The organism is Flavobacterium sp. (assembly GCF_044361015.1).
In the GTDB taxonomy this organism is placed as follows: domain Bacteria; phylum Bacteroidota; class Bacteroidia; order Flavobacteriales; family Flavobacteriaceae; genus Flavobacterium.
The window spans coordinates 1-19,524 of record NZ_JBIKJL010000044.1 but is presented as its reverse complement, the minus strand read 5'-3'; the positions used below and the strand labels follow the sequence as shown (position 1 = coordinate 19,524).

The window sequence follows — 19,524 nt, the reverse complement described above, 5'->3', positions numbered from 1 at the left end:
TATCTGAGTCTACCTCAGCAATCGCTTGATCTTTTTCTACATAATCACCATCTTTTACTAACCAAGTAGCAATTTCAACTTCTTTAATTGATTCGCCCGGTGATGGGACTTTCATTTCTAAAATCATCTGTATGTAACTTTACTTTTGTTATTTTATTCTAATAAATTTTCTATTGAAATATCTTCATCAATTTCTTCCCAATGAACTCCTTCTCCTTTTCCAATAAAACGCCATTTTTCAAGTTGTTCTTTGGTAGCTTTTCTGAGTCTTGGAAACCACTCTAAAGGCACTGAAAGTTCTCTCCCATCTTCTAAAAACACAATCATTTTAGAATCGGAAAAAACAATATTTACCGCATTTTTTGATTTACTAACTATTGAAAAACTCATCCCATTTTTGAATTAAAATATCATTATTTTCTTCTACTAAATTACGAATTTGTTTTAATTCACTCGCATTAAATCCCGAAGACTTGATTAATTCAATATTTTCCAGATTAAATTTTGCTGTTTTTTCAGCTTTTTCAATATGGATATGTTTTGGCAAATGTTCGTTACTGTAGAAGAAAAAACGAAAACCTTCTACATAAAAAACAGTTGGCATTTATCTAAATAAATTTTTATCAAATACCATTCTGATGGCATCTGCATGACGTCTTCTGTCGCGTGTATGACTTCCGGCAGCTGGAGCGGCATAGGCTTTTAGCGATGCTAATCTCCATTTTACCAAGTCAAAATTCATCAACATAAAACTATAAGCACCCATGTTTTTAGGCTCTTCTTGTGCCCAAACATAATCGTCTGCATTTGGATAACCGGCAATAATCGTTTTTAATTGTTCAACCGGCAAAGGAAACAATTGCTCGATTCGTACCAAAGCTACGTCATTTCTTCCTAAGTTTTCTCTTTCGGCAAGAATGTCGTAGTAAAATTTACCGGTACAGAACACCAATGTTTTTACTTTTTTCTTATCTACAGAGTTATCATCAATAGTTTCTTGGAAACTTCCGTTGTACAACTCTTCTTTGGTTGAAATGCATAAAGGATGACGTAATAAACTCTTAGGTGAAAATACCACCAATGGTTTTCTGAACTTCGTTTTCATTTGTCTACGTAACAAATGAAAGAAGTTCGCTGGCGTTGTACAATCAGCTACATACATATTGTGACGGGCACATAATTGTAAATAACGCTCCATTCTGGCAGATGAATGTTCGGCACCTTGACCTTCATAACCATGCGGTAACAATAAAACAATACCGTTTTGGTTGTTCCATTTGTCTTCCCCGCAAGAAATGTATTGGTCAATCATAATTTGTGCCCCATTGGAGAAATCTCCAAATTGTGCTTCCCAAATCGTCAAAGCATTCGGATTGGCTAAGGCATAACCGTAATCAAATCCTAAAACACCATATTCGGAAAGGAACGAGTTAAACACATTGAACTTCCCTTTTTTATCTTTTAATCCGTTTAATAAGATTACTTCTTCCTCACTGTCTTCCACTTTCACCACTGCATGACGGTGTGAAAAAGTGCCTCGTTCAACATCTTGTCCGGAAATACGAACATCATATCCTTCCATCAATAAAGTACCGTAAGCCAATGACTCAGCAGTTCCCCAATCTATAGTATCGTTGTCATACATCGTTTTTCTATCTGTAACAATCTTACTAATTTTACTGATGAATTTTTTATCAGAAGGCAACGTTGAAATAGATTCAGCAATCACATCTAATTTCTTTTTGTCGAAAGTAGTTGTTACTTTTTTCAACATTTCATCATCACTAACTTGAACAAATCCTTTCCATTCATTCAGCATAAATGGAGTGATGATAGTCAACGCTTTTTTTCTGGAAGCTTCTAAATTTTGATCTAATTTAGCTTTGTAATCGCTTTCAATTTTATTGATGTAGGCTTGGTCAACAATCCCATCAATAATTAACTTTTCTGCATAAATATCTCGCGGATTTTTATGTCGAGCGATTATTTTATATAAAACCGGTTGGGTAAAGCGAGGTTCATCTCCTTCATTGTGACCGTATTTTCTGTAACCTAATAAATCAATAAACACATCTCTACCAAAAGTCATTCGGAAATCTAATGCAAATAACATTGCATGAACTACTGCTTCGGTATCATCAGCATTTACGTGTAATACAGGTGAAAGCGTCACTTTTGCAACATCGGTACAATAAACTGACGAACGAGCATCTAAATAATTGGTGGTAAAACCTACTTGGTTATTGATAACAATATGAATGGTTCCGCCTGTCTTGTAGCCATCAAGTTGCGACATCTGAACGATTTCATAGACTATTCCCTGACCGGCAACTGCTGCATCGCCATGTACTGCAATAGGCAATACTTTTGAGAAATCATTAGGGAAATATTTATCTTGTTTCGCACGGGCTATTCCTTCAATTACAGCTCCAACTGTCTCCAAATGTGATGGATTAGGTGCTAAATTAATGTTGATATTTTTTCCTGATTTTGTTTTTCTGTCAGCCGTTAAACCTAAATGGTATTTAACGTCTCCGTCAAAATATTCTTTGTCGTAATCTTTCCCGTCAAATTCTGAGAAAATGTCTTGGGTTTCTTTCCCAAAAATATTGGCCAATATATTCAAACGCCCGCGGTGTGCCATTCCCATCACAAATTGTTCTACGCCTCGTTCCGCAGCAGTTTCAATTAATGCGTCTAAAGCAGGAATGATACTTTCACCACCTTCTAATGAAAATCGTTTTTGACCTACATATTTGGTGTGCAAAAAGTTCTCGAAAGAAACCGCTTCATTTAATTTGCCTAAAATGTGTTTCTTTTCATCTGTAGAAAAATTTGGCAAATTATCATTAATGTTCAAACGATTTTGAATCCACTCAATTACTTCCGGTTTACGGATATACATGTACTCAACACCAATGGACTGACAATAAACATTATCCAAATGCTTAACAATATCCTTTAAAGTAGAGGGTTGATGACCTAGTATTTTTGCTGCATCAAAAATAGTATCCAAATCATAAGCAGATAAACTGAAATTTTCTAACGCTAGGGTAGGAGCATAAGTTCTTCTGTCACGCACCGGATTGGTTTTGGTAAATAGGTGGCCACGTGTTCTATAAGCGTCTATTAATTTTAGAACATTGAATTCTTTTTGCAACTTATCGGATACCAAATTGTACTCTTGATTACCAGCTGAAAAATCGGCTAATTGAGCAACAGCAAGTTCCTCATTTGATGTTTCCATGCCAAAATCAAAACCTTGAAAAAAGGCTCTCCAACTTGGTTCAACAGTATCCGGATTAACGGTATATTGTTCGTATAAATCGGCAAAAAATTGAGTGTGTGCAGCGTTTAAAAAGGAAAACCTATCCATAATTAGTAGTAATATACCTTATTTGTTAAAAATAGTTTTGCAAAAGTACAATAATTGAAATAATCTTTTTATTATTTTTACATACTTTTATATTTTTAACTTCTAATAACCTATAGTTATGAATTACTTTCAAAAAATGAATAAAATATGTTTTCTTATGTTTATGCTTTTGTGTTTCGCAAATGTGAGAGCACAAGCAGATGCAACCGCCAAGAATGAATTTTGGTCACATGTCCGATTTGGTGGTGCCGTGGGATTAAATTTTGGCAATAACTATACTGAAATCACTTTAGCTCCAAGTGCTATTTACGATTTCAACCGCTATTTTAGTTTAGGTGTTGGCTTACGAGGCAGCTATGCTCAAGAGAAGGACTATTATGAATCTTGGATTTATGGCGGTTCGCTAATTGCATTAGCAACACCAATTGATTTTCTTCAACTGTCTGCTGAATTAGAACAATTACGTTATAATGTGACGAATGAATATCCATTTACCTACGATGATGATTTTTGGAATACCGGATTGTATTTAGGAGCTGGTTATTATTCAAGAAATGTAACGGTGGGTATTCGTTACAATGTGCTTCATGACAGCGACAAAATTTATTCGGAACCTTGGTTGCCGTTTGTTAGATTTTATTTCTAAACCAAACTTTCTGCCATTCTCTTTTTAAAATTAAAAAGGCCACTTGTTCGGCGAGTTCTGAAATATCTGAGCCAACTAATTTTTTAACTTCACTTTCTGAAACATCAATGATATAAAGGAGATTCAAATACTCTGCAAATTTATATTGAATAAGGCGGTATACTTTTTCATGCAACTGAATTTTAAGTTCATTTGGAGCCGTACTTAAAGGTATATCAATCGGTTCATTGGCAAAATTAAAATCCTTATTGAGTTGCTCAATTAATTTAATGTAGAGGTTTTCTTTTTCAGCTTCGGTTAAAAGGTGATCGGTTGATTTGGGAATTGGATACATTAAGATTGCTTATTATTGATTGACGATTGTTGATTTTACTTGCCGTTTACCCAATACTATTTTTACACATTACGCTTCATTAACTTTTCACCAAAGGCTCTTAATACCATTTTTTTATCGACAGCAATTTGCATCCGCTCTAACGTTTCAAATGCTTTAGATGTATAATCTTCTATCGCTTTTTGAGTAGCTGCAGATGCTCCGGTATGTATAAAAAATTCCTTAACCGATGCAATTTTATCAGAATTGTCTTGTGGCTGAATAGTATATAAATGCAGTAATTGTTCTCGCTCCTCTATTTTTGAAAATTCTATCGCTTTTAGATACAAATAGGTTTTTTTATTTTCAATAATATCTCCGCCCACTTGCTTTCCAAAAGTTTCAGGGTCACCAAAACAATCTAAGTAATCATCTTGTAATTGAAATGCAATGCCCAAATTCAACCCGAAATCATAAATCAATTCAGCATTTTCTTTCGAAGTTTGAGCAATAATGGCTCCCATTTTCATCGCAGCTCCCACCAAAACTGCAGTTTTGTATTCGATCATTTTTAAATAATCGGCAATTGTAACATCTTCTCTGGTTTCAAAATCCACATCATATTGCTGACCTTCGCAGACTTCCAGTGCTGTTTTACTAAATAATTTGGCTAATTCTTTAAAAATAGCCGGTTCATAATTCTCAAAATACTGATACGCTAAAATCAACATGGCATCACCGGATAAAATGCCTGTATTCAAATTCCACTTTTCATGTACTGTTACTTTGCCTCTTCGCAAGGGAGCATCATCCATAATATCGTCATGAACCAATGAGAAATTATGAAAGACTTCTACTGCTGTTGCTGCAGGTAACGCTTTTTCAAAACTCACATCAAATACTTCTGCCGCCATTAATGTCAAGACTGGTCGCATTCGCTTACCTCCCAAACCTAAAATGTAATCTATCGGCTCGTACAAATTTTTAGGATCGCGTAAAAAATGTTGTTGCTGAAGATATTTTAAAAAAAAGTCTTGATAAGCTTGAATAGTCTGCATGATCATCGTGTGTAATTGAATTTTAAAAGACAAAGAAAACCAAAAAAAAGCGAATGTCGAAATCGCAAGAACTATTAGGCGGCAAACATATGTTAAATTTGTGTAAATACTTAGGAAACTATTTTGGTGTTAAAAGTTTCCTACATACATTTGCTCACTTTTTAAAAACTATTTAACCTCTTTAAGATGGTTGACTAACAAGTTAAATACAATAATTATGAAAACAAAGTGGATAATAGATTCCAATCAATCTGATATTTTGATGAAAATGAAACATTCTATTGTTGCTTATTTGGCTGGAACTCCTAATAAATTCAACGGATATGTGGCTATGAAAGACAATGAAATTGAAGAAGCCTCGGTAGAGTTTTCATTAGATGTTACCAATAATGCAACCCACCAAGAATCAAATAAACCTTCGTTGCGTTTGAATGATTTCTTGGATGTTAATGAATCGCCCATTATTAGTTTTAAATCGACTTCATTTGAAAAAGTGACTAAAAATATACACTTTTTAAAAGGAAATTTAACCATTCGCAACATTACCAGAGTGGTTGAATTGGATGCGGAATTTATAGGCTTTAAAGCATACAATGGTAAACAAAAAGCAGCTTTTGAAATTTCAGGAGACATTAATCGGAAAGATTTTGGATTAGCATTTAATGCCTTCAACAACAGCGGCTACTTATCAAGAGGAAAAAGTATTAAACTAATTGCTACTTTGGAATTTTCCGCATAAATATGAAGGAGAAAATAATTGCAAAAGCAACCGACTTGTTTCTTAGACTAGGTTTTAAGAGCATTACGATGGACGACATTGCCGGTGAAATGTGTATTTCTAAAAAAACTATCTATAAGTATTTCTGTAATAAAGAGGTGCTTATTGATGAAACAGTAAATAATGTCCACAAGCAAGTGCACGAAACGATTCAAAAAATAGCTTCTCAAGGTCTAAACGCTATTGAAGAAAATTTTACTGTTAGAAGAATGTTTAAAGATATGTTTAATTCTACCGATACTTCTCCCATTTATCAACTTAAAAAGCATTACCCTGAAATTTATGAAAATGTAATGAGCAAGCAGTTGGAAGAATGTAATTGGTTTTTTCATCAAAATATTGAAAAAGGAATAGCTCAAGATTTATACAGAAGCGATGTAAATGTAGAAACCTACGCAAAATTCTATTACATCTTAATCTTTAGCATTAATGAAAATACTGTTTTAGAAAAAGAATCACAGGAACTCGAATTTCAAGCATTAGAATATCATACGCGTGCATTAGCAACTCCCGAAGGCATTACAGAATTAGAAAAACAATTACAATTATACAAATCATCCTAATCATCAATCACTTATATGAATAAATTTACACTCTTTCTCCTGTTGTTTTGTGTGGGAATACAAGCTCAGGAAACCTCCAAGAAAAGTTATTCTTTTTCGCTGCAACAAGCTATTGAACATGCTATTCAATACAATTACACTTCAATTAATTCAGGACGTGACATTGAAGCTGCTAAAAAGAAAAAATTGGAAGCAACTGCTTTAGGATTGCCTCAAATTAATGCAACAGTCGATTTTCAAAACAATTTTGTCATTCAAAAATCGGTTGTTCCTGCCGAATTTTTTGGAGGAAATCCTGGGGAATTTGTTGAAGTTGCTTTTGGAACGAAACAAAACATGAACGCTCGAGCTTCGTTAAATCAGTTAATTTTTGACGGTTCCTATATCGTTGCATTGCAAGCATCAAAAACGTATTTAGATTTTTATGAAAAATCAAAAACAAAAACTGATTTGGAAATCAAAGAAATGATTATCAATTCGTACGGTAATGTTTTGCTTTCAGAAGAATCAATCGACATTCTGAAAAGCAATATAAAATCAGTTGAAAAAACACTATTTGAAACCGAACAAACGTTCAAGAATGGTTTAACTGAAGAGGAAAATGTAGAGCAATTAAACATTCGATTGACTACCTTAAAAAGTAATTTAAATTACAGTATACGTTTGAGAGATATTGCTGAAAATATGCTGAAAATAAATTTGGGCATTGAAATAGACGATGAATTAGTATTGACTGATGACCTAAAATCACTAACTGCTTTAAATCTTGATTTGGCCCTTACCAATCCCGAATTTAATGTGGAACAGAATATTGATTATACTTTAATGACCAATTTTGTTGATCAACGAAACTTGGAATTAAAATTAGAAAAAAGTAGATATTTACCCTCACTAGGAGCCTCCTTAAATTATGGCTACAATGCATTTGGCGAAGATTTCAGCACTTTTACCAATGCTGATAATTGGTTGGATTATTCCAACCTAGGATTGAATTTAAACATTCCTATTTTCAGTGGATTTGGCAGAAATGCTCGCACACAACAAGCGAAGATTGCTTTAGAACAAGCAAAAACGGAGCTAACAGAAACAGAGCAACGTTTGAAACTAGAATACTTAACAGCTAAAAGCAAATTTGATTTTGATGTAGAACAATATTTCAGTTCCAAACAAAACTTAACGTTGGCAGAACGTATCGAAAAGAAACAAAATATAAAATTCACCGAGGGACTTTCTTCGAGTTTTGAATTTACAGAGGCTCAGAGACAATTATACACCGCTCAACAAGATTATTTGCAAGCAATGGTAAATGTCATCAACAGCAGAGCAAAAATTGAAAAAATTACAACCAAAAACTAATAGTATATCCAAATGAAAAAAGTATTTTCCATAACAATCCTTACGCTTTTATTAGTAGCCTGTTCAGGTGAAAATAAAACCGGAAATCTTGACGAAGTAATCCAATCGAAAGATTTAGAAAAAATTAAATCCTCTCGTGAAAGCGTTCACAAAGAATATGAAAAATTAGTGGCTGATTTGGCCAAACTTGACAAAGCAATTGCTGCATTAGGCCCAAACAAGAAAAATCCTTTGGTACAAACGATTACTTTGAAGGACACTCTTTTTACACATTATATCGAAATTCAAGGGAACGTTGACACCAAAGAGAATATTATGATTAGCCCTGAATACTCAGGTATTTTAACCCAAGTAAATGTAAAAGCGGGTCAACGTGTTTCGAAAGGTCAAGTTTTAGCTCGCATAGACGATGGTGGAATGAGTTCGCAACTGGCTCAAGCAGAAACGCAATTAGCTTTAGCTAAAACCACTTTTGAAAAACAAAAAAACCTTTGGGATCAAAAGATTGGCTCAGAAATTCAATATTTACAAGCCAAAACTTCAATGGAAAGCCAGCAGAAAATGGTGGCTCAAATTAAATCACAGTTGAATAAAACTGTAGTTACCGCTCCTTTTAGTGGCACGATCGATGATGTATTAATTGAAAAAGGAAAAGTAGTAGCTCCGGGAATGGAGTTATTTAGAATTGTCAACTTAACTAATATGTATGTTACGGCAAATGTTCCTGAAAACTACATCGGACAATTAAAAGTAGGTGCTATTGTAGATGTATATCTAAATTCTTTAGGTAAAAATTACAAAGGAAAAGTACGTCAAATTGGTAACTATATCAATCCGAACAATCGAACATTTGGTATTGAAATCGCTTTACCCAATCCGGATAATTTATTACGCCCCAATCAAGTGGCCGTTTTAAAAATTGAAGACTATAAAAATCCTAAGGCATTATTGCTTCCAGAGAATATCATTCAGGAAATAGCTGATGGAAGCAAAGTAATTTATGTAATTGAGAAAGCAGACAGCAAAAACAATGCAAAAGCAACTCGAAAAACAATCGAAATTGGCTATACTTCAGGTGCATTTGTTGAAGTAAAATCAGGTCTTCAAGTAGGTGAAATTGTCATTACTGAAGGTGGGAAAGCCTTGAAAGATGGTCAAACGGTTGAAGTAATCAAACTTTAAACTCATAAACAAAAAGAAACATGAGTCTTAACATACACAAGAATTTCGCCATATCCACATGGGCCATCAACAACAAAATGACGGTTTATGTGATTACTGCCATACTATTAGTGGGCGGATTGATTTCCTACTATTCAATGCCTCGTGAGAGTTTTCCGGAAATTATTGAAACCAAAATATATGTCAGCTCCATCAATCCCGGAAACTCCGCCGAGGATGTTGAAAAACTGATTACCAAACCTTTGGAAGAGGAATTTAACAATATATCCGGAGTTACAAAAATTACTTCTAATACCTTAGAGGATTATTCCATGATTTTGGTGGAATTTGACGAAGATATCTCAGTTGAAGATGCCAAGCAAAAAGTTAAAGATAAAGTTGACCAAGTAAAATCAGATACAGAATGGCCAACAATTGATGGTGGTGGTAAGGTAGAGCCCAACGTATTCGACTTAAATATTGCCGAAGAAGTGCCCATTTTAAATATCAATTTGACGGGCGATTTTACTTCTGAAAAGTTAAAAGAATATGCAGAATATTTAGAGGAAAAGATTGAAAGACTTCCACAAATTAAGGAAGCGGCCATCAGAGGTGCAGAGGATAAAGAAGTTGAAATTGCCGTTGACATGTATAAAATGGCTGCAGCAAAAGTGAGTTTTGACGACATCATAAATGCTGTTCGATTCGAAAATAAAACGGTTTCCGGCGGAAGTGTTTCTACTAATGGAATCAAAAAGAACATACGTGTTATAGGCGAAATTGATAAACCTGCTGATTTAGAAGACATCATTGTAAAAAAACAAGACGGGAACGTTTACTTAAGAGACATTGCTACTATTGCATTCAAGGAAAAAGAACGCACCACTTTTGCTCGTTCTTATGGGGAACAAGTAGTAATGCTTGATATCAAAAAGCGTAGCGGCAAAAACATGGTAGAAGCTGTGGAAGGCTTAAAAGCTATCGTTGAGAAAGGCAAAGAAAACTACTTTCCCGAAGGACTCACAATAACATATGCCAACGATCAATCCACTAGAACCATCGCTCAAGTAGATGATTTAGTTAACAATATCATCTTTGGTGTTATATTAGTCATTGGGGTTTTAATGTTTTTCTTAGGATTTAGAAGTGCCATCTTTGTTGGATTTGCAATTCCTTTATCGATGTTTATGTCGTACATGATTTTAGCATCATTTGGGATAACCCTAAATACTATGGTGCTTTTTGCATTGGTTATGGGACTCGGAATGTTAGTAGATAACGGCATTGTGGTAGTAGATAACGTCCATCAATTAATGTCACAGGGAATGCCTCAAAAACAAGCCGCCATTGAAGGAATTGGTGAAATTGCATGGCCGATTATTGCTTCAACTGCCACAACTCTTGCTGCCTTTTTCCCGCTGGGATTATGGCCTGGGACTATGGGTAAATTTATGATTTACTTCCCAATGACATTGTCTGTGGTTTTATTCTCCTCATTGTTTGTTGCTTTGGTGATTAACGCAATGTTGACAGCTGATTTCATGAAGCTAAAAGAAGAAGAATTATCTAAAAAAGCATTAATCAAATTAAGTGGAATTATCGGCGGAATTGGTCTGATAATGCTCATTTCAGGATTTGTAACAAAAACGGGCGGTTTAAAAGGATTAGGAAATTTAATGCTATTCTTTGCCATCATGTTGTGGATCTACAAATATTATTTGGTTCGTGCACAGGACTTTTTCCAGCGAATTATTTTGGTTTGGATGGAAACCAAATACCGAGATTTTTTGCAATATGCCTTAAGCGGAAGAAAGCCTATGATTTATTTTGTAGGAACTTTTATATTACTAATTCTATCATTCGTAGCTGTTGGAATAGCCAAACCTGATGTACTGTTCTTCCCTGAAAATCAACCCAACCAAATCATGGTCTATATTGAATTTCCGGAAGGAACAGATATTAAAAAAACCAATGAATTTGTTAAACAAATTGAGAAAAAAGTGTACGCTATCGCCAATAAATATAGTGAAGAAGGCGATAACTACATGGTAGAAAGTGCCATTGCACAAGTAGGAAATGGTTCCGGAAATCCACAAACAGATGGGGGTGCTCAAAACGATATGCCAAATCGGGGGAAAGTAACCTTAACCATGCGTGAGTTCAAATACCGAAAAGGGAAAAACAGTTTGGAAGTGATGGAAGAAATCCGCTCTGCTGTTCAAGGTAACGCGGGAGTTTCTGTCATAGTTGAAAAAGAAGAAAACGGTCCGCCGGCCGGATATGATGTAAACATTGAAATTTCCGGCGAAGATTATAATGCGATGCTTTTGGAAGCCGAAAAAATGAAGGAGTATATCAATGAGAAAAACATTGCCGGTATTGAAGAGCTGAAAATTGATGTAAATAAAAGTAAACCGGGTGTAGATGTAACAGTTGATTTAGACAAAGCCGGTCAACTCGGAATCACCTCAGGTCAAGTAGGACAAACGTTGCGGAGAGCCATTTTCGGAGAAAAAATCTCTACCTACAAAGATGGAAAAGATGATTTTGAAATCAATGTTCGTTTACCGGAAAATCAACGAAACGACAATAAATTAATTTACAATCAACCTATAACCTTCAGAGATCAAGCAACGGGTAAATTAATTCAAGTGCCGATTGCGGCAATTACTAGTAGCGAAAATTCTACCACGTTTAATACCATCAAACGCAAGAACTTAAAACGTGTGATTACTGTTTATTCAAACGTAATAACAGGATACAACGGAAATGAAGTGGTAGAAAAAATCAAACGCGAGTTAGAAGACTATCAAATTGGAAAAGACATCAACTTTGCCTTTACGGGAGAACAAGAAGAACAATCCAAAAATATGGGTTTCTTAGTAAATGCCCTGCTAATTGCTTTGGGAGGAATCATTTTAATCTTAGTTGCTCAATTTAATTCGATTTCCAAACCAATTATTATCATGGTTTCCGTTCTGCTAAGCTTTGGAGGCGTTTTCTTTGGAATGGCAATTTTTGGTGATGATTTCGTTATTATTATGACCATGATGGGAATTATTTCCTTGGCGGGAATTGTAGTTAACAACGCTATTGTGCTCATTGATTATACCCAATTATTAATTGATAGAAAACTCGTTGAAAAAGGTATGGATGAAAAAGGTTTACTAACCAAACATGAATATTTAGACCTTATTGTAGAAGGCGGTCGTTCACGTTTACGCCCGGTTTTGCTAACAGCGATAACAACCGTTCTCGGTTTAATTCCTTTAGCAATTGGATTAAACATTGACTTCTTCGGATTATTCATTGATTACAATCCAAACATTTATATGGGTGGTGATAACGTAATTTTCTGGGGACCATTGGCTAAAACGGTAATTTACGGATTAACCTTTGCTACTTTCCTTACTTTAGTAATTGTGCCGGTGATGTTCTTTTTACTTCACAAAGGAAAAATCAAAGTCAAAAAGAAAAAGAAAAAAAATTTAGATACACTTCCGCAAACAAGTTAACCCATTAAACCACGTGAAAGCGTGGTTTTTTTTATCTTGCAAAAAATAATACGTATGAAAAAAATAATAACTTTATTAGCTGTCCTTTTCTTTTTCAGTAATTGTCAAGTTGATACAGAAACACAAAATATAAAAGTAAAAAATCAATATTCAATCGATTTACCAAAGTCATTCTCTAACGTGGATTTTTTACATGAAGATGCATCCCTTCAATACCAAAACATTTTAAGTGAATTTTATACTATCGTTATCGACGAACCCAGTTCTGATTTTGACAATTTAGTGCTGGAAGATGCTTCGCTAAGAGAAACTTACACTCCCGATTTGACAGGGTATTCCAAGTTATTAAAAGACAATTTAGCGGCAACAATTAAAAATGGAAAATTTTCAAAATTTGAAGACACTAAAATAAATGGTAATCAAGCCAAATTAATGACTGTGAATGGAACAGTAGATGGAATTGATGTTTTTTACCAATTTGGATTTGTGAAAGGAAAAGAAACCTATTATCAAATCGTGAATTGGACTGAGCTAAAGCGAAAAGAAGATCATGCCGCTTCCATGGAAAAAATTATTGCTTCTTTCAAAGAACTCAATCGTTCAAAAAAGAAAATGCCATAAAAAAAGAGCTTCGAAAAGCCCTTTTTTAGTTGGTATGAGTTAGTTAATTTTTATTCACTTGAACTACTGCTCCTTGTGACCATTTTTTCACTTGAGCTACTCGGCTATCAGAATAATCTACTTCTGCTAAATCAAGTCCATTCCAAAAAAACCATTTGCCAACTTTCATCCCATCTTGGTATTGACCCATGGCTACTTTATTTCCGTTTATATCATACGAAATCCATTCTCCATGTACTTTCCCATCTTTATAGAAGCCTTCTTGTTGTACTTGACCGTTTTCATGGTAAAAAGTTGACTTTACCATTTGATTAACCACTTCGTGTTTAGCGTTATTTTCTTGAGCAAAAATTACTCCTGAAACCACTAACATAGCTGTAATACATAACTTTTTCATATTCTTTCTTTTTTGTAGGTTAACAATTATGAAACAAATATAACAATTAATTTACAATAAAAAAACTTTTGTTTAACAATTTGGTAACATTAGATGAAAACTTAACATTGGAAATAGAATCATATAAATTTAATTACCGATTTGTTTTGGTTAAAATGAGAAATGAATCCTTTTTTGATGTTTTTTTCATACACTATCTATGCTTTATCTATTGATTTGCTATGCTTCATCTATACATTATAGGAGCTTTGTGTTAAGACATGTGATTTCTGATTTAGGTGGAAAATTTGTAGGGCAAAAAATCGGGAAATCTTCAAACAAAATAGTACTTTTGCAACTCAAAAAATTTCGAATAAAGATGTATAGAAGTCATACTTGTGGGGAATTAAACAGTTCGCACATCAATACAGAAGTTACCTTAGCCGGATGGGTTCAAAAATCACGTGATAAAGGATTTATGAATTGGGTAGATTTACGCGACCGTTACGGCATCACACAATTAATTTTTGATGAAAGCCGTACCGAAAAATCGGTTTTTGATGCATCGAGATCATTGGGTCGTGAATTCGTGATTCAGGTAAAAGGAACCGTTATTGAACGCGAAGCCAAAAACAAAAACATCGCAACCGGGGCTATTGAAATCTTGGTTTCGGAGTTAACGATATTAAATGCGGCTCAACTTCCCCCGTTTACTATTGAAGATGAGACGGATGGTGGTGAAGATATTCGAATGAAATACCGCTATTTGGATATTCGAAGAAATCCGGTGAAAAACTCCTTGATTTTCCGTCATAAAGTAGCGATGGAAGTGCGTAATTATTTATCCAAACAAGGTTTTTGCGAAATCGAAACCCCCTATTTGATTAAATCTACTCCCGAAGGAGCTCGTGATTTTGTTGTTCCAAGTAGAATGAACGAAGGCCAATTTTATGCTTTACCTCAATCGCCACAGACTTTCAAACAATTGTTAATGGTGGGCGGAATGGATAAATATTTTCAAATCGTGAAATGTTTTAGAGACGAGGATTTGCGTGCCGACCGTCAACCGGAATTCACTCAAATTGACTGTGAAATGGCGTTTGTGGAACAAGAAGACATTTTGAATGTATTTGAAGGCCTAACGCGACATTTATTAAAAGAAATTAAAGGAGTTGAAGTAGAGAAATTCCCAAGAATTACCTACGATTATGCGATGAAAACCTATGGAAACGACAAACCGGATATTCGTTTTGAGATGAAATTCGGAGAGTTAAATGCCGTTGCTCAACACAAAGATTTTCCGGTATTTAATTCCGCTGAATTAGTAGTCGGAATTGCTGTGCCAGGTTGTGCTTCCTATTCCAGAAAAGAAATAGATTCCTTGATTGATTGGATTAAACGTCCGCAAATTGGTGCTACCGGAATGGTATATGCAAAATATGAACTTGACGGCAGTTTGAAATCATCTGTTGACAAATTTTATGACGAAGCTGATTTGAAAAAATGGGTTGAAATCACCAACGCTAAACCAGGCGATTTAATTTTAATTCTTTCTGGAAAAGCGGATAAAACCAGAACGCAATTATCGGCACTTCGTATGGAAGTTGCCACCCGTTTAGGTTTGCGAAAACCGGACGAATTTGCTCCCCTTTGGGTAGTTGATTTTCCGTTATTAGAATGGGACGAAGATTCGCAACGCTACCATGCGATGCACCACCCGTTCACTTCACCAAAACCGGAAGACATGCAGCTGATTGAAACCGAACCGGGAAAAGTCCGTGCGAATGCCTACGACATGGTGTTGAATGGCAATGAAATTGGCGGAGGTTCCATTCGTATCCACGACCGTGATTTGCAAAGTCGTATGTTTTCATTATTAGGATTTTCACCGGAACAAGCCGAAAACCAGTTCGGATTTTTAATGAACGCTTTCCAATTTGGTGCTCCACCTCACGGTGGTTTAGCATTTGGTTTAGATCGTTTAGTAGCTATTTTGGGAGGTCAGGAAACCATTCGTGATTTCATCGCGTTTCCAAAAAACAATAGCGGTCGCGATGTGATGATTGATGCTCCATCAACTATTGACGAAAGTCAGTTAAACGAATTACACATTAAATTAGATTTAAAATAATTCCATGAAATACATTATCCGAATACTGTTTATGATCATCCTTGGACTTATTGGATACGGCTACTATTTAAAACAAACTGTTGGAAACGAGGGAGATAAATGGGTTGGATTAGGAGTTTTAATCAGTGCATTAGTCCTTATGCCCATTTTTTTATGGCATCGCTATAAAAACAAGAAATTAGAGGACTATATGTTCAAATTTGACAATAAAAAAGACGAAAAGACTGAAAATCAATAAATTTCAAAAAAAATAGTATTGAATTATCATTCGTATGTATTTATAGATTACCTTTGTCCATTATTAATTATTTTTATTATTACAATGCGTACAGGTACAGTAAAATTTTTCAATGAGTCTAAAGGTTACGGATTCATTACAGATGAAGAAACAGGAAAAGACATTTTCGTTCATGCAACAGGTATCAAAGCTGAAGAGCTAAGAGAAGGTGACCGTGTTTCTTACGAAGAAGAAGAAGGAAGAAAAGGTAAAGTAGCAGCTCAAGTAGCTGTTATTGAATAATATACAATTATTTAGATTACCGAATGAAATGACAAACGTCTCGAGCAATCGGGACGTTTTTTTATTTTCAAGAACACAGATTTATAAAATTGGAGTAATTATAAAAATTGCTTTTTGGGCGTGCCCCAAGGGTCGTGCTTTCGCCACTCGCTTTTTTGTTCCATCCCTTTGGTCTTGCACAAAAAGAGCTCAAACAATGGCTCAAACACTCACGCGGTCTGTGCTTCCATAGAAAATTCTGCTAACTTTACATCTTATTTTCTAGTATACAGAACCCAACCTTCCATGAACTACAACTTCCGAAAAGCCACTATCACAGATGCTCCCAAAATTTGGATAATTCTCCAGCAAGCTATTCTTCGACGAAAAGCCGACGGTAGCAACCAATGGCAAGACGGTTATCCCAACCCGGAAATCATCCAACAAGACATTGAAAAAGGAATTGGTTATGTACTTACAGACGACACTATAATCATCGGTTATACAGCCGTTTTAATCAACGACGAACCGGAATATGCCAATCTTCAAGGAAAATGGATTACGAATAGCAATTTTGTCGTTTTTCATCGAGTAGCCATCGCAGAAAATCATTTAGGTAAAAATTTATCGAAAAAAATAATCGATTTTATTGAAAAATTTGCTTTAACCAAGAACATCCACAGCCTCAAAGCCGACACCAACCACGACAATTTTGCCATGATGAGTATTTTTGAAAAATCTGGTTTTGTGTTCTGCGGCATCGTGCATTTCAGAGGTAGTCCGAGACGAGCGTATGAAAAGGTGTTGTGATTTTTCGGTTATCTGTTATCCGTTGTCGGTTAAAAGCTACCCGTCTATTTTCTTTTCTCTATTTTCTTTTCAACATTAACATCCGTTCACTTCCAAAAAAAACAATAATCTACTAACTTTACAGCATGTATGGTTTAGTAGATTGTAACAATTTTTATGCTTCCTGCGAACGTGTTTTCCAACCTCAACTGAATGGAAAACCCATCGTTATTTTGTCTAACAACGACGGCTGTATCATCTCCCGTAGCGACGAAGCTAAAGCACTTGGAATTCCAATGGGAGCACCTGAATTTAAAGTACGTGACGAGCTCAAACAAAAAAATATCACCGTTTTTTCTTCGAATTATGCTTTGTATGGCGATTTGAGCAGTCGTGTCATGGCAATTTTAGGACAATTCACGCCCAATATGGAAGTTTACAGCATCGATGAGGCCTTTTTAAACTTTGACGGAATGACTATTCCCGATTATCAGCAATACGGTCTGGAAATGAAAAAGCGAACGTTAAAATGGCTTAGTATTCCGGTTTCCGTTGGCTTTGCTCCTACCAAAGCTTTAGCAAAAGTAGCCAACAAAATTGCCCGTAAATTTCCAAATCAAACACTCGGAAGTTATGTAATAGACACCGAAGAAAAGCGCATCAAAGGATTAAAATGGACCAAAATTGAAGACGTTTGGGGCATCGGTTTTCGGCTCACAAAAAAAATGAAAGCCCAAAATATCCATACAGCGTATGACTTTACGCTTCCGCACCACGAAATGTTTATTAAAAAAGAAATGGGTGTGGTGGGCAACCGTTTGCGATTGGAATTACTAGGTCAATCGGTATTAGAACTCGAAGAACCCAAAGACCGAAAAAACATCGCCATCACCCGAAGTTTTGATGGCAACATTACCACGTTTAACGAAATGAAAGAACGGGTTTCTACCTTTGCTACCGTTTGTGCGGAGAAACTTCGGAAACAAAACTCGTGTTGTTACGGCGTTATTTTATATTTGCGAAAAGACAAATACAAAGTGGATAAGCCAAAATATAATTTTTATAAAATGGAAACGTTACCTTTTGCGAGTAATTCCAGTATTACCATTAGTGCCTTGGCTGTTAAAATGCTGAAAGAAATCTTTGAAGAAGGTGACATTTATAAAAAAGCAGGCGTAATTGTCACGCAAATTATTCCGCAAGACCAAAAGCAATTTCACTTGTTTGAAGAGGAAAATCCGAAACACCAAAAAATTATGGAAGTGATGGATGCTTTTCATAAAAAAACCGGCGAACGAAAAATCCGATTAGGTAATCAGGATTTACAACGCACTTGGAAAATGAAACAGAATTTGCTTTCACCAAAATATACGACGGATATTCGGGATATTTTCAAAGTAAATTGTCATTAAATCCTTTATTTTGAGAACTTTGTGCCATCTTAGCGAACTTTGTGGTTAAAAAAAATGTCAAAAAATAAACTTACTTTTTTTCGTCCTGATTTGGACAATCCGATTGAAATTCCTTTTATTACGGCGGGAATCAAGGCTGGATTTCCTTCACCGGCAGCAGATTTTGATGAAAATAAAATTAGTTTGGATGCGGTGTTGGTCAAGAACCGAGAAACTACTTTTTATGCCAAAGCTTCAGGCGCATCGATGATTGGGGCGGGCATTGACGATGGCGATATTATGGTCATCGACCGTAGTTTAGAACCTGGAAACAACAAAATCGCCGTATGCTTGTTAGATGGTGAATTCACCGTTAAACGCATTAAAGTTAGCAAAGATGAAATGCTTTTAATGCCTGAAAACAAAGCTTTTGAACCCATCAAAATCACGGAAGAAAACCAATTAATTATTTGGGGAATCGTGACGTATGTGATTAAAAAAATGTATTAAAGGCTTTCTTAAGAACTACAACTTATCTTCTATCAAATATATTAAAAAATTCCGCAAAGTCGGGACCATCGCAGAGCTCAGTGCTAATTTTTGAAAGAACACTTCGAAGAGCGGGTGTCAGAGACATTCAGAGCTCAGTGCTATTTTGAAAAGAACACTTCGAGGAGCTGGGGGTCGGGACCATCGCAGAGCTCACTGCTAATTTAGAAAAGAACACTTCGAAGAGCTAGGGTCCTTTACTATTAATTATCTTTAATGGAAGATATTTGTATTTATAAATTAATCGAGTATAGAAGATTATTTTAATTTTTTATAAAAATAGTCAGTTATAAAAGATTATTTTGTATTTTTACAAAAAAATTCAGCCATGGAAGATTATTTCAATAAGCTAAAAAAATACAATTTCTGGGACGGAAATGTACTTGCTCTGGGTTTTGAAAG

General features: G+C 35.2%; 20 protein-coding genes. 13 read left to right on the top strand and 7 right to left on the bottom strand.

Annotated elements, in window-relative coordinates:
• From ACIQ2Z_RS10245 to ACIQ2Z_RS10230, 4 genes are all read right to left on the bottom strand, one after another.
• Positions 1-127: biotin/lipoyl-containing protein (locus tag ACIQ2Z_RS10245; protein ID WP_396184047.1), on the bottom strand; the 127-nt coding region annotated here is incomplete at its 3' end.
• A gap of 26 nt (positions 128-153) precedes the next feature.
• Entirely contained in the window at positions 154-390 is a 237-nt protein-coding gene (locus ACIQ2Z_RS10240; RefSeq protein ID WP_396184046.1) for a DUF2442 domain-containing protein, read from the bottom strand.
• Positions 371-604, bottom strand: a complete 234-nt coding sequence (locus ACIQ2Z_RS10235; RefSeq protein WP_396184045.1) for a DUF4160 domain-containing protein — start codon at positions 602-604, stop codon at positions 371-373. Before ACIQ2Z_RS10235 ends, ACIQ2Z_RS10240 begins: the two co-directional genes overlap by 20 nt.
• A complete protein-coding gene (locus tag ACIQ2Z_RS10230; protein ID WP_396184043.1) occupies positions 605-3,376 on the bottom strand; it encodes a 2-oxoglutarate dehydrogenase E1 component in 2,772 nt (923 codons plus the stop codon).
• 136 nt (positions 3,377-3,512) lie between these two features.
• Between ACIQ2Z_RS10230 and ACIQ2Z_RS10225 the strand changes: the two genes are divergently transcribed.
• Positions 3,513-4,022: a hypothetical protein gene (locus tag ACIQ2Z_RS10225; RefSeq protein WP_396184042.1), complete on the top strand. Its 510-nt coding sequence runs from the start codon at positions 3,513-3,515 to the stop codon at positions 4,020-4,022.
• Here ACIQ2Z_RS10225 and ACIQ2Z_RS10220 read toward each other — a convergent pair.
• Complete coding sequence (locus ACIQ2Z_RS10220; RefSeq protein WP_396184041.1) at positions 4,006-4,356, bottom strand: hypothetical protein; 351 nt, start codon at positions 4,354-4,356, stop codon at positions 4,006-4,008. The two genes, ACIQ2Z_RS10225 and ACIQ2Z_RS10220, sit on opposite strands and share 17 nt — an antisense overlap.
• 62 nt (positions 4,357-4,418) lie before the next feature.
• Positions 4,419-5,393 carry a polyprenyl synthetase family protein gene (locus tag ACIQ2Z_RS10215; protein ID WP_396184040.1) on the bottom strand — a complete coding sequence of 325 codons (975 nt, stop codon included), beginning with the start codon at positions 5,391-5,393 and terminating at the stop codon, positions 4,419-4,421.
• 217 nt (positions 5,394-5,610) lie between these two features.
• On the opposite strand from ACIQ2Z_RS10215, the gene ACIQ2Z_RS10210 reads away from it, so the two are divergent.
• From ACIQ2Z_RS10210 to ACIQ2Z_RS10185, 6 genes are read left to right on the top strand one after another with little or no spacing between them, the layout of a single operon-like run.
• A complete protein-coding gene (locus ACIQ2Z_RS10210; RefSeq protein ID WP_396184039.1) occupies positions 5,611-6,132 on the top strand; it encodes a YceI family protein in 522 nt (173 codons plus the stop codon).
• Positions 6,133-6,134: 2 nt separating this feature from the next.
• On the top strand, positions 6,135-6,734 hold the full coding sequence (locus tag ACIQ2Z_RS10205; RefSeq protein WP_396184038.1) for a TetR/AcrR family transcriptional regulator: 600 nt from the start codon (positions 6,135-6,137) through the stop codon (positions 6,732-6,734).
• Between the two features lie 15 nt (positions 6,735-6,749).
• Positions 6,750-8,090, top strand: coding sequence for a TolC family protein (locus ACIQ2Z_RS10200; RefSeq protein ID WP_396184037.1), 1,341 nt, complete (start codon positions 6,750-6,752; stop codon positions 8,088-8,090).
• A 12-nt stretch (positions 8,091-8,102) separates the two neighbouring features.
• Positions 8,103-9,272 (top strand): efflux RND transporter periplasmic adaptor subunit, encoded by a 1,170-nt coding sequence (locus ACIQ2Z_RS10195; protein WP_396184036.1) that lies wholly within the window; start codon positions 8,103-8,105, stop codon positions 9,270-9,272.
• Positions 9,273-9,292: 20 nt separating this feature from the next.
• The gene (locus tag ACIQ2Z_RS10190; RefSeq protein WP_396184035.1) at positions 9,293-12,766 is read left to right on the top strand and encodes an efflux RND transporter permease subunit; all 3,474 of its coding nucleotides are present in this window, start codon (positions 9,293-9,295) and stop codon (positions 12,764-12,766) included.
• 54 nt (positions 12,767-12,820) lie between these two features.
• Complete coding sequence (locus ACIQ2Z_RS10185; protein ID WP_396184034.1) at positions 12,821-13,387, top strand: hypothetical protein; 567 nt, start codon at positions 12,821-12,823, stop codon at positions 13,385-13,387.
• Positions 13,388-13,430: 43 nt separating this feature from the next.
• Here ACIQ2Z_RS10185 and ACIQ2Z_RS10180 read toward each other — a convergent pair whose 3' ends face one another.
• Positions 13,431-13,784, bottom strand: coding sequence for a toxin-antitoxin system YwqK family antitoxin (locus tag ACIQ2Z_RS10180; protein WP_396184033.1), 354 nt, complete (start codon positions 13,782-13,784; stop codon positions 13,431-13,433).
• A 358-nt stretch (positions 13,785-14,142) separates the two neighbouring features.
• On the opposite strand from ACIQ2Z_RS10180, the gene aspS reads away from it, so the two are divergent.
• From aspS to ACIQ2Z_RS10150, 6 genes are all read left to right on the top strand, one after another.
• A complete protein-coding gene (gene aspS, locus ACIQ2Z_RS10175) occupies positions 14,143-15,894 on the top strand; it encodes an aspartate--tRNA ligase (RefSeq protein WP_396184032.1) in 1,752 nt (583 codons plus the stop codon).
• Positions 15,895-15,898: 4 nt separating this feature from the next.
• On the top strand, positions 15,899-16,132 hold the full coding sequence (locus ACIQ2Z_RS10170; RefSeq protein WP_396184031.1) for a hypothetical protein: 234 nt from the start codon (positions 15,899-15,901) through the stop codon (positions 16,130-16,132).
• An 84-nt stretch (positions 16,133-16,216) separates the two neighbouring features.
• Positions 16,217-16,414 carry a cold-shock protein gene (locus tag ACIQ2Z_RS10165; RefSeq protein WP_129462785.1) on the top strand — a complete coding sequence of 66 codons (198 nt, stop codon included), beginning with the start codon at positions 16,217-16,219 and terminating at the stop codon, positions 16,412-16,414.
• Between the two features lie 285 nt (positions 16,415-16,699).
• A complete protein-coding gene (locus ACIQ2Z_RS10160; RefSeq protein ID WP_396184030.1) occupies positions 16,700-17,203 on the top strand; it encodes a GNAT family N-acetyltransferase in 504 nt (167 codons plus the stop codon).
• 125 nt (positions 17,204-17,328) lie between these two features.
• Positions 17,329-18,594 carry a Y-family DNA polymerase gene (locus ACIQ2Z_RS10155; RefSeq protein WP_396184029.1) on the top strand — a complete coding sequence of 422 codons (1,266 nt, stop codon included), beginning with the start codon at positions 17,329-17,331 and terminating at the stop codon, positions 18,592-18,594.
• Positions 18,595-18,648: 54 nt separating this feature from the next.
• The gene (locus ACIQ2Z_RS10150; protein WP_396184028.1) at positions 18,649-19,083 is read left to right on the top strand and encodes a LexA family protein; all 435 of its coding nucleotides are present in this window, start codon (positions 18,649-18,651) and stop codon (positions 19,081-19,083) included.
• Positions 19,084-19,524 lie beyond the last annotated feature (441 nt).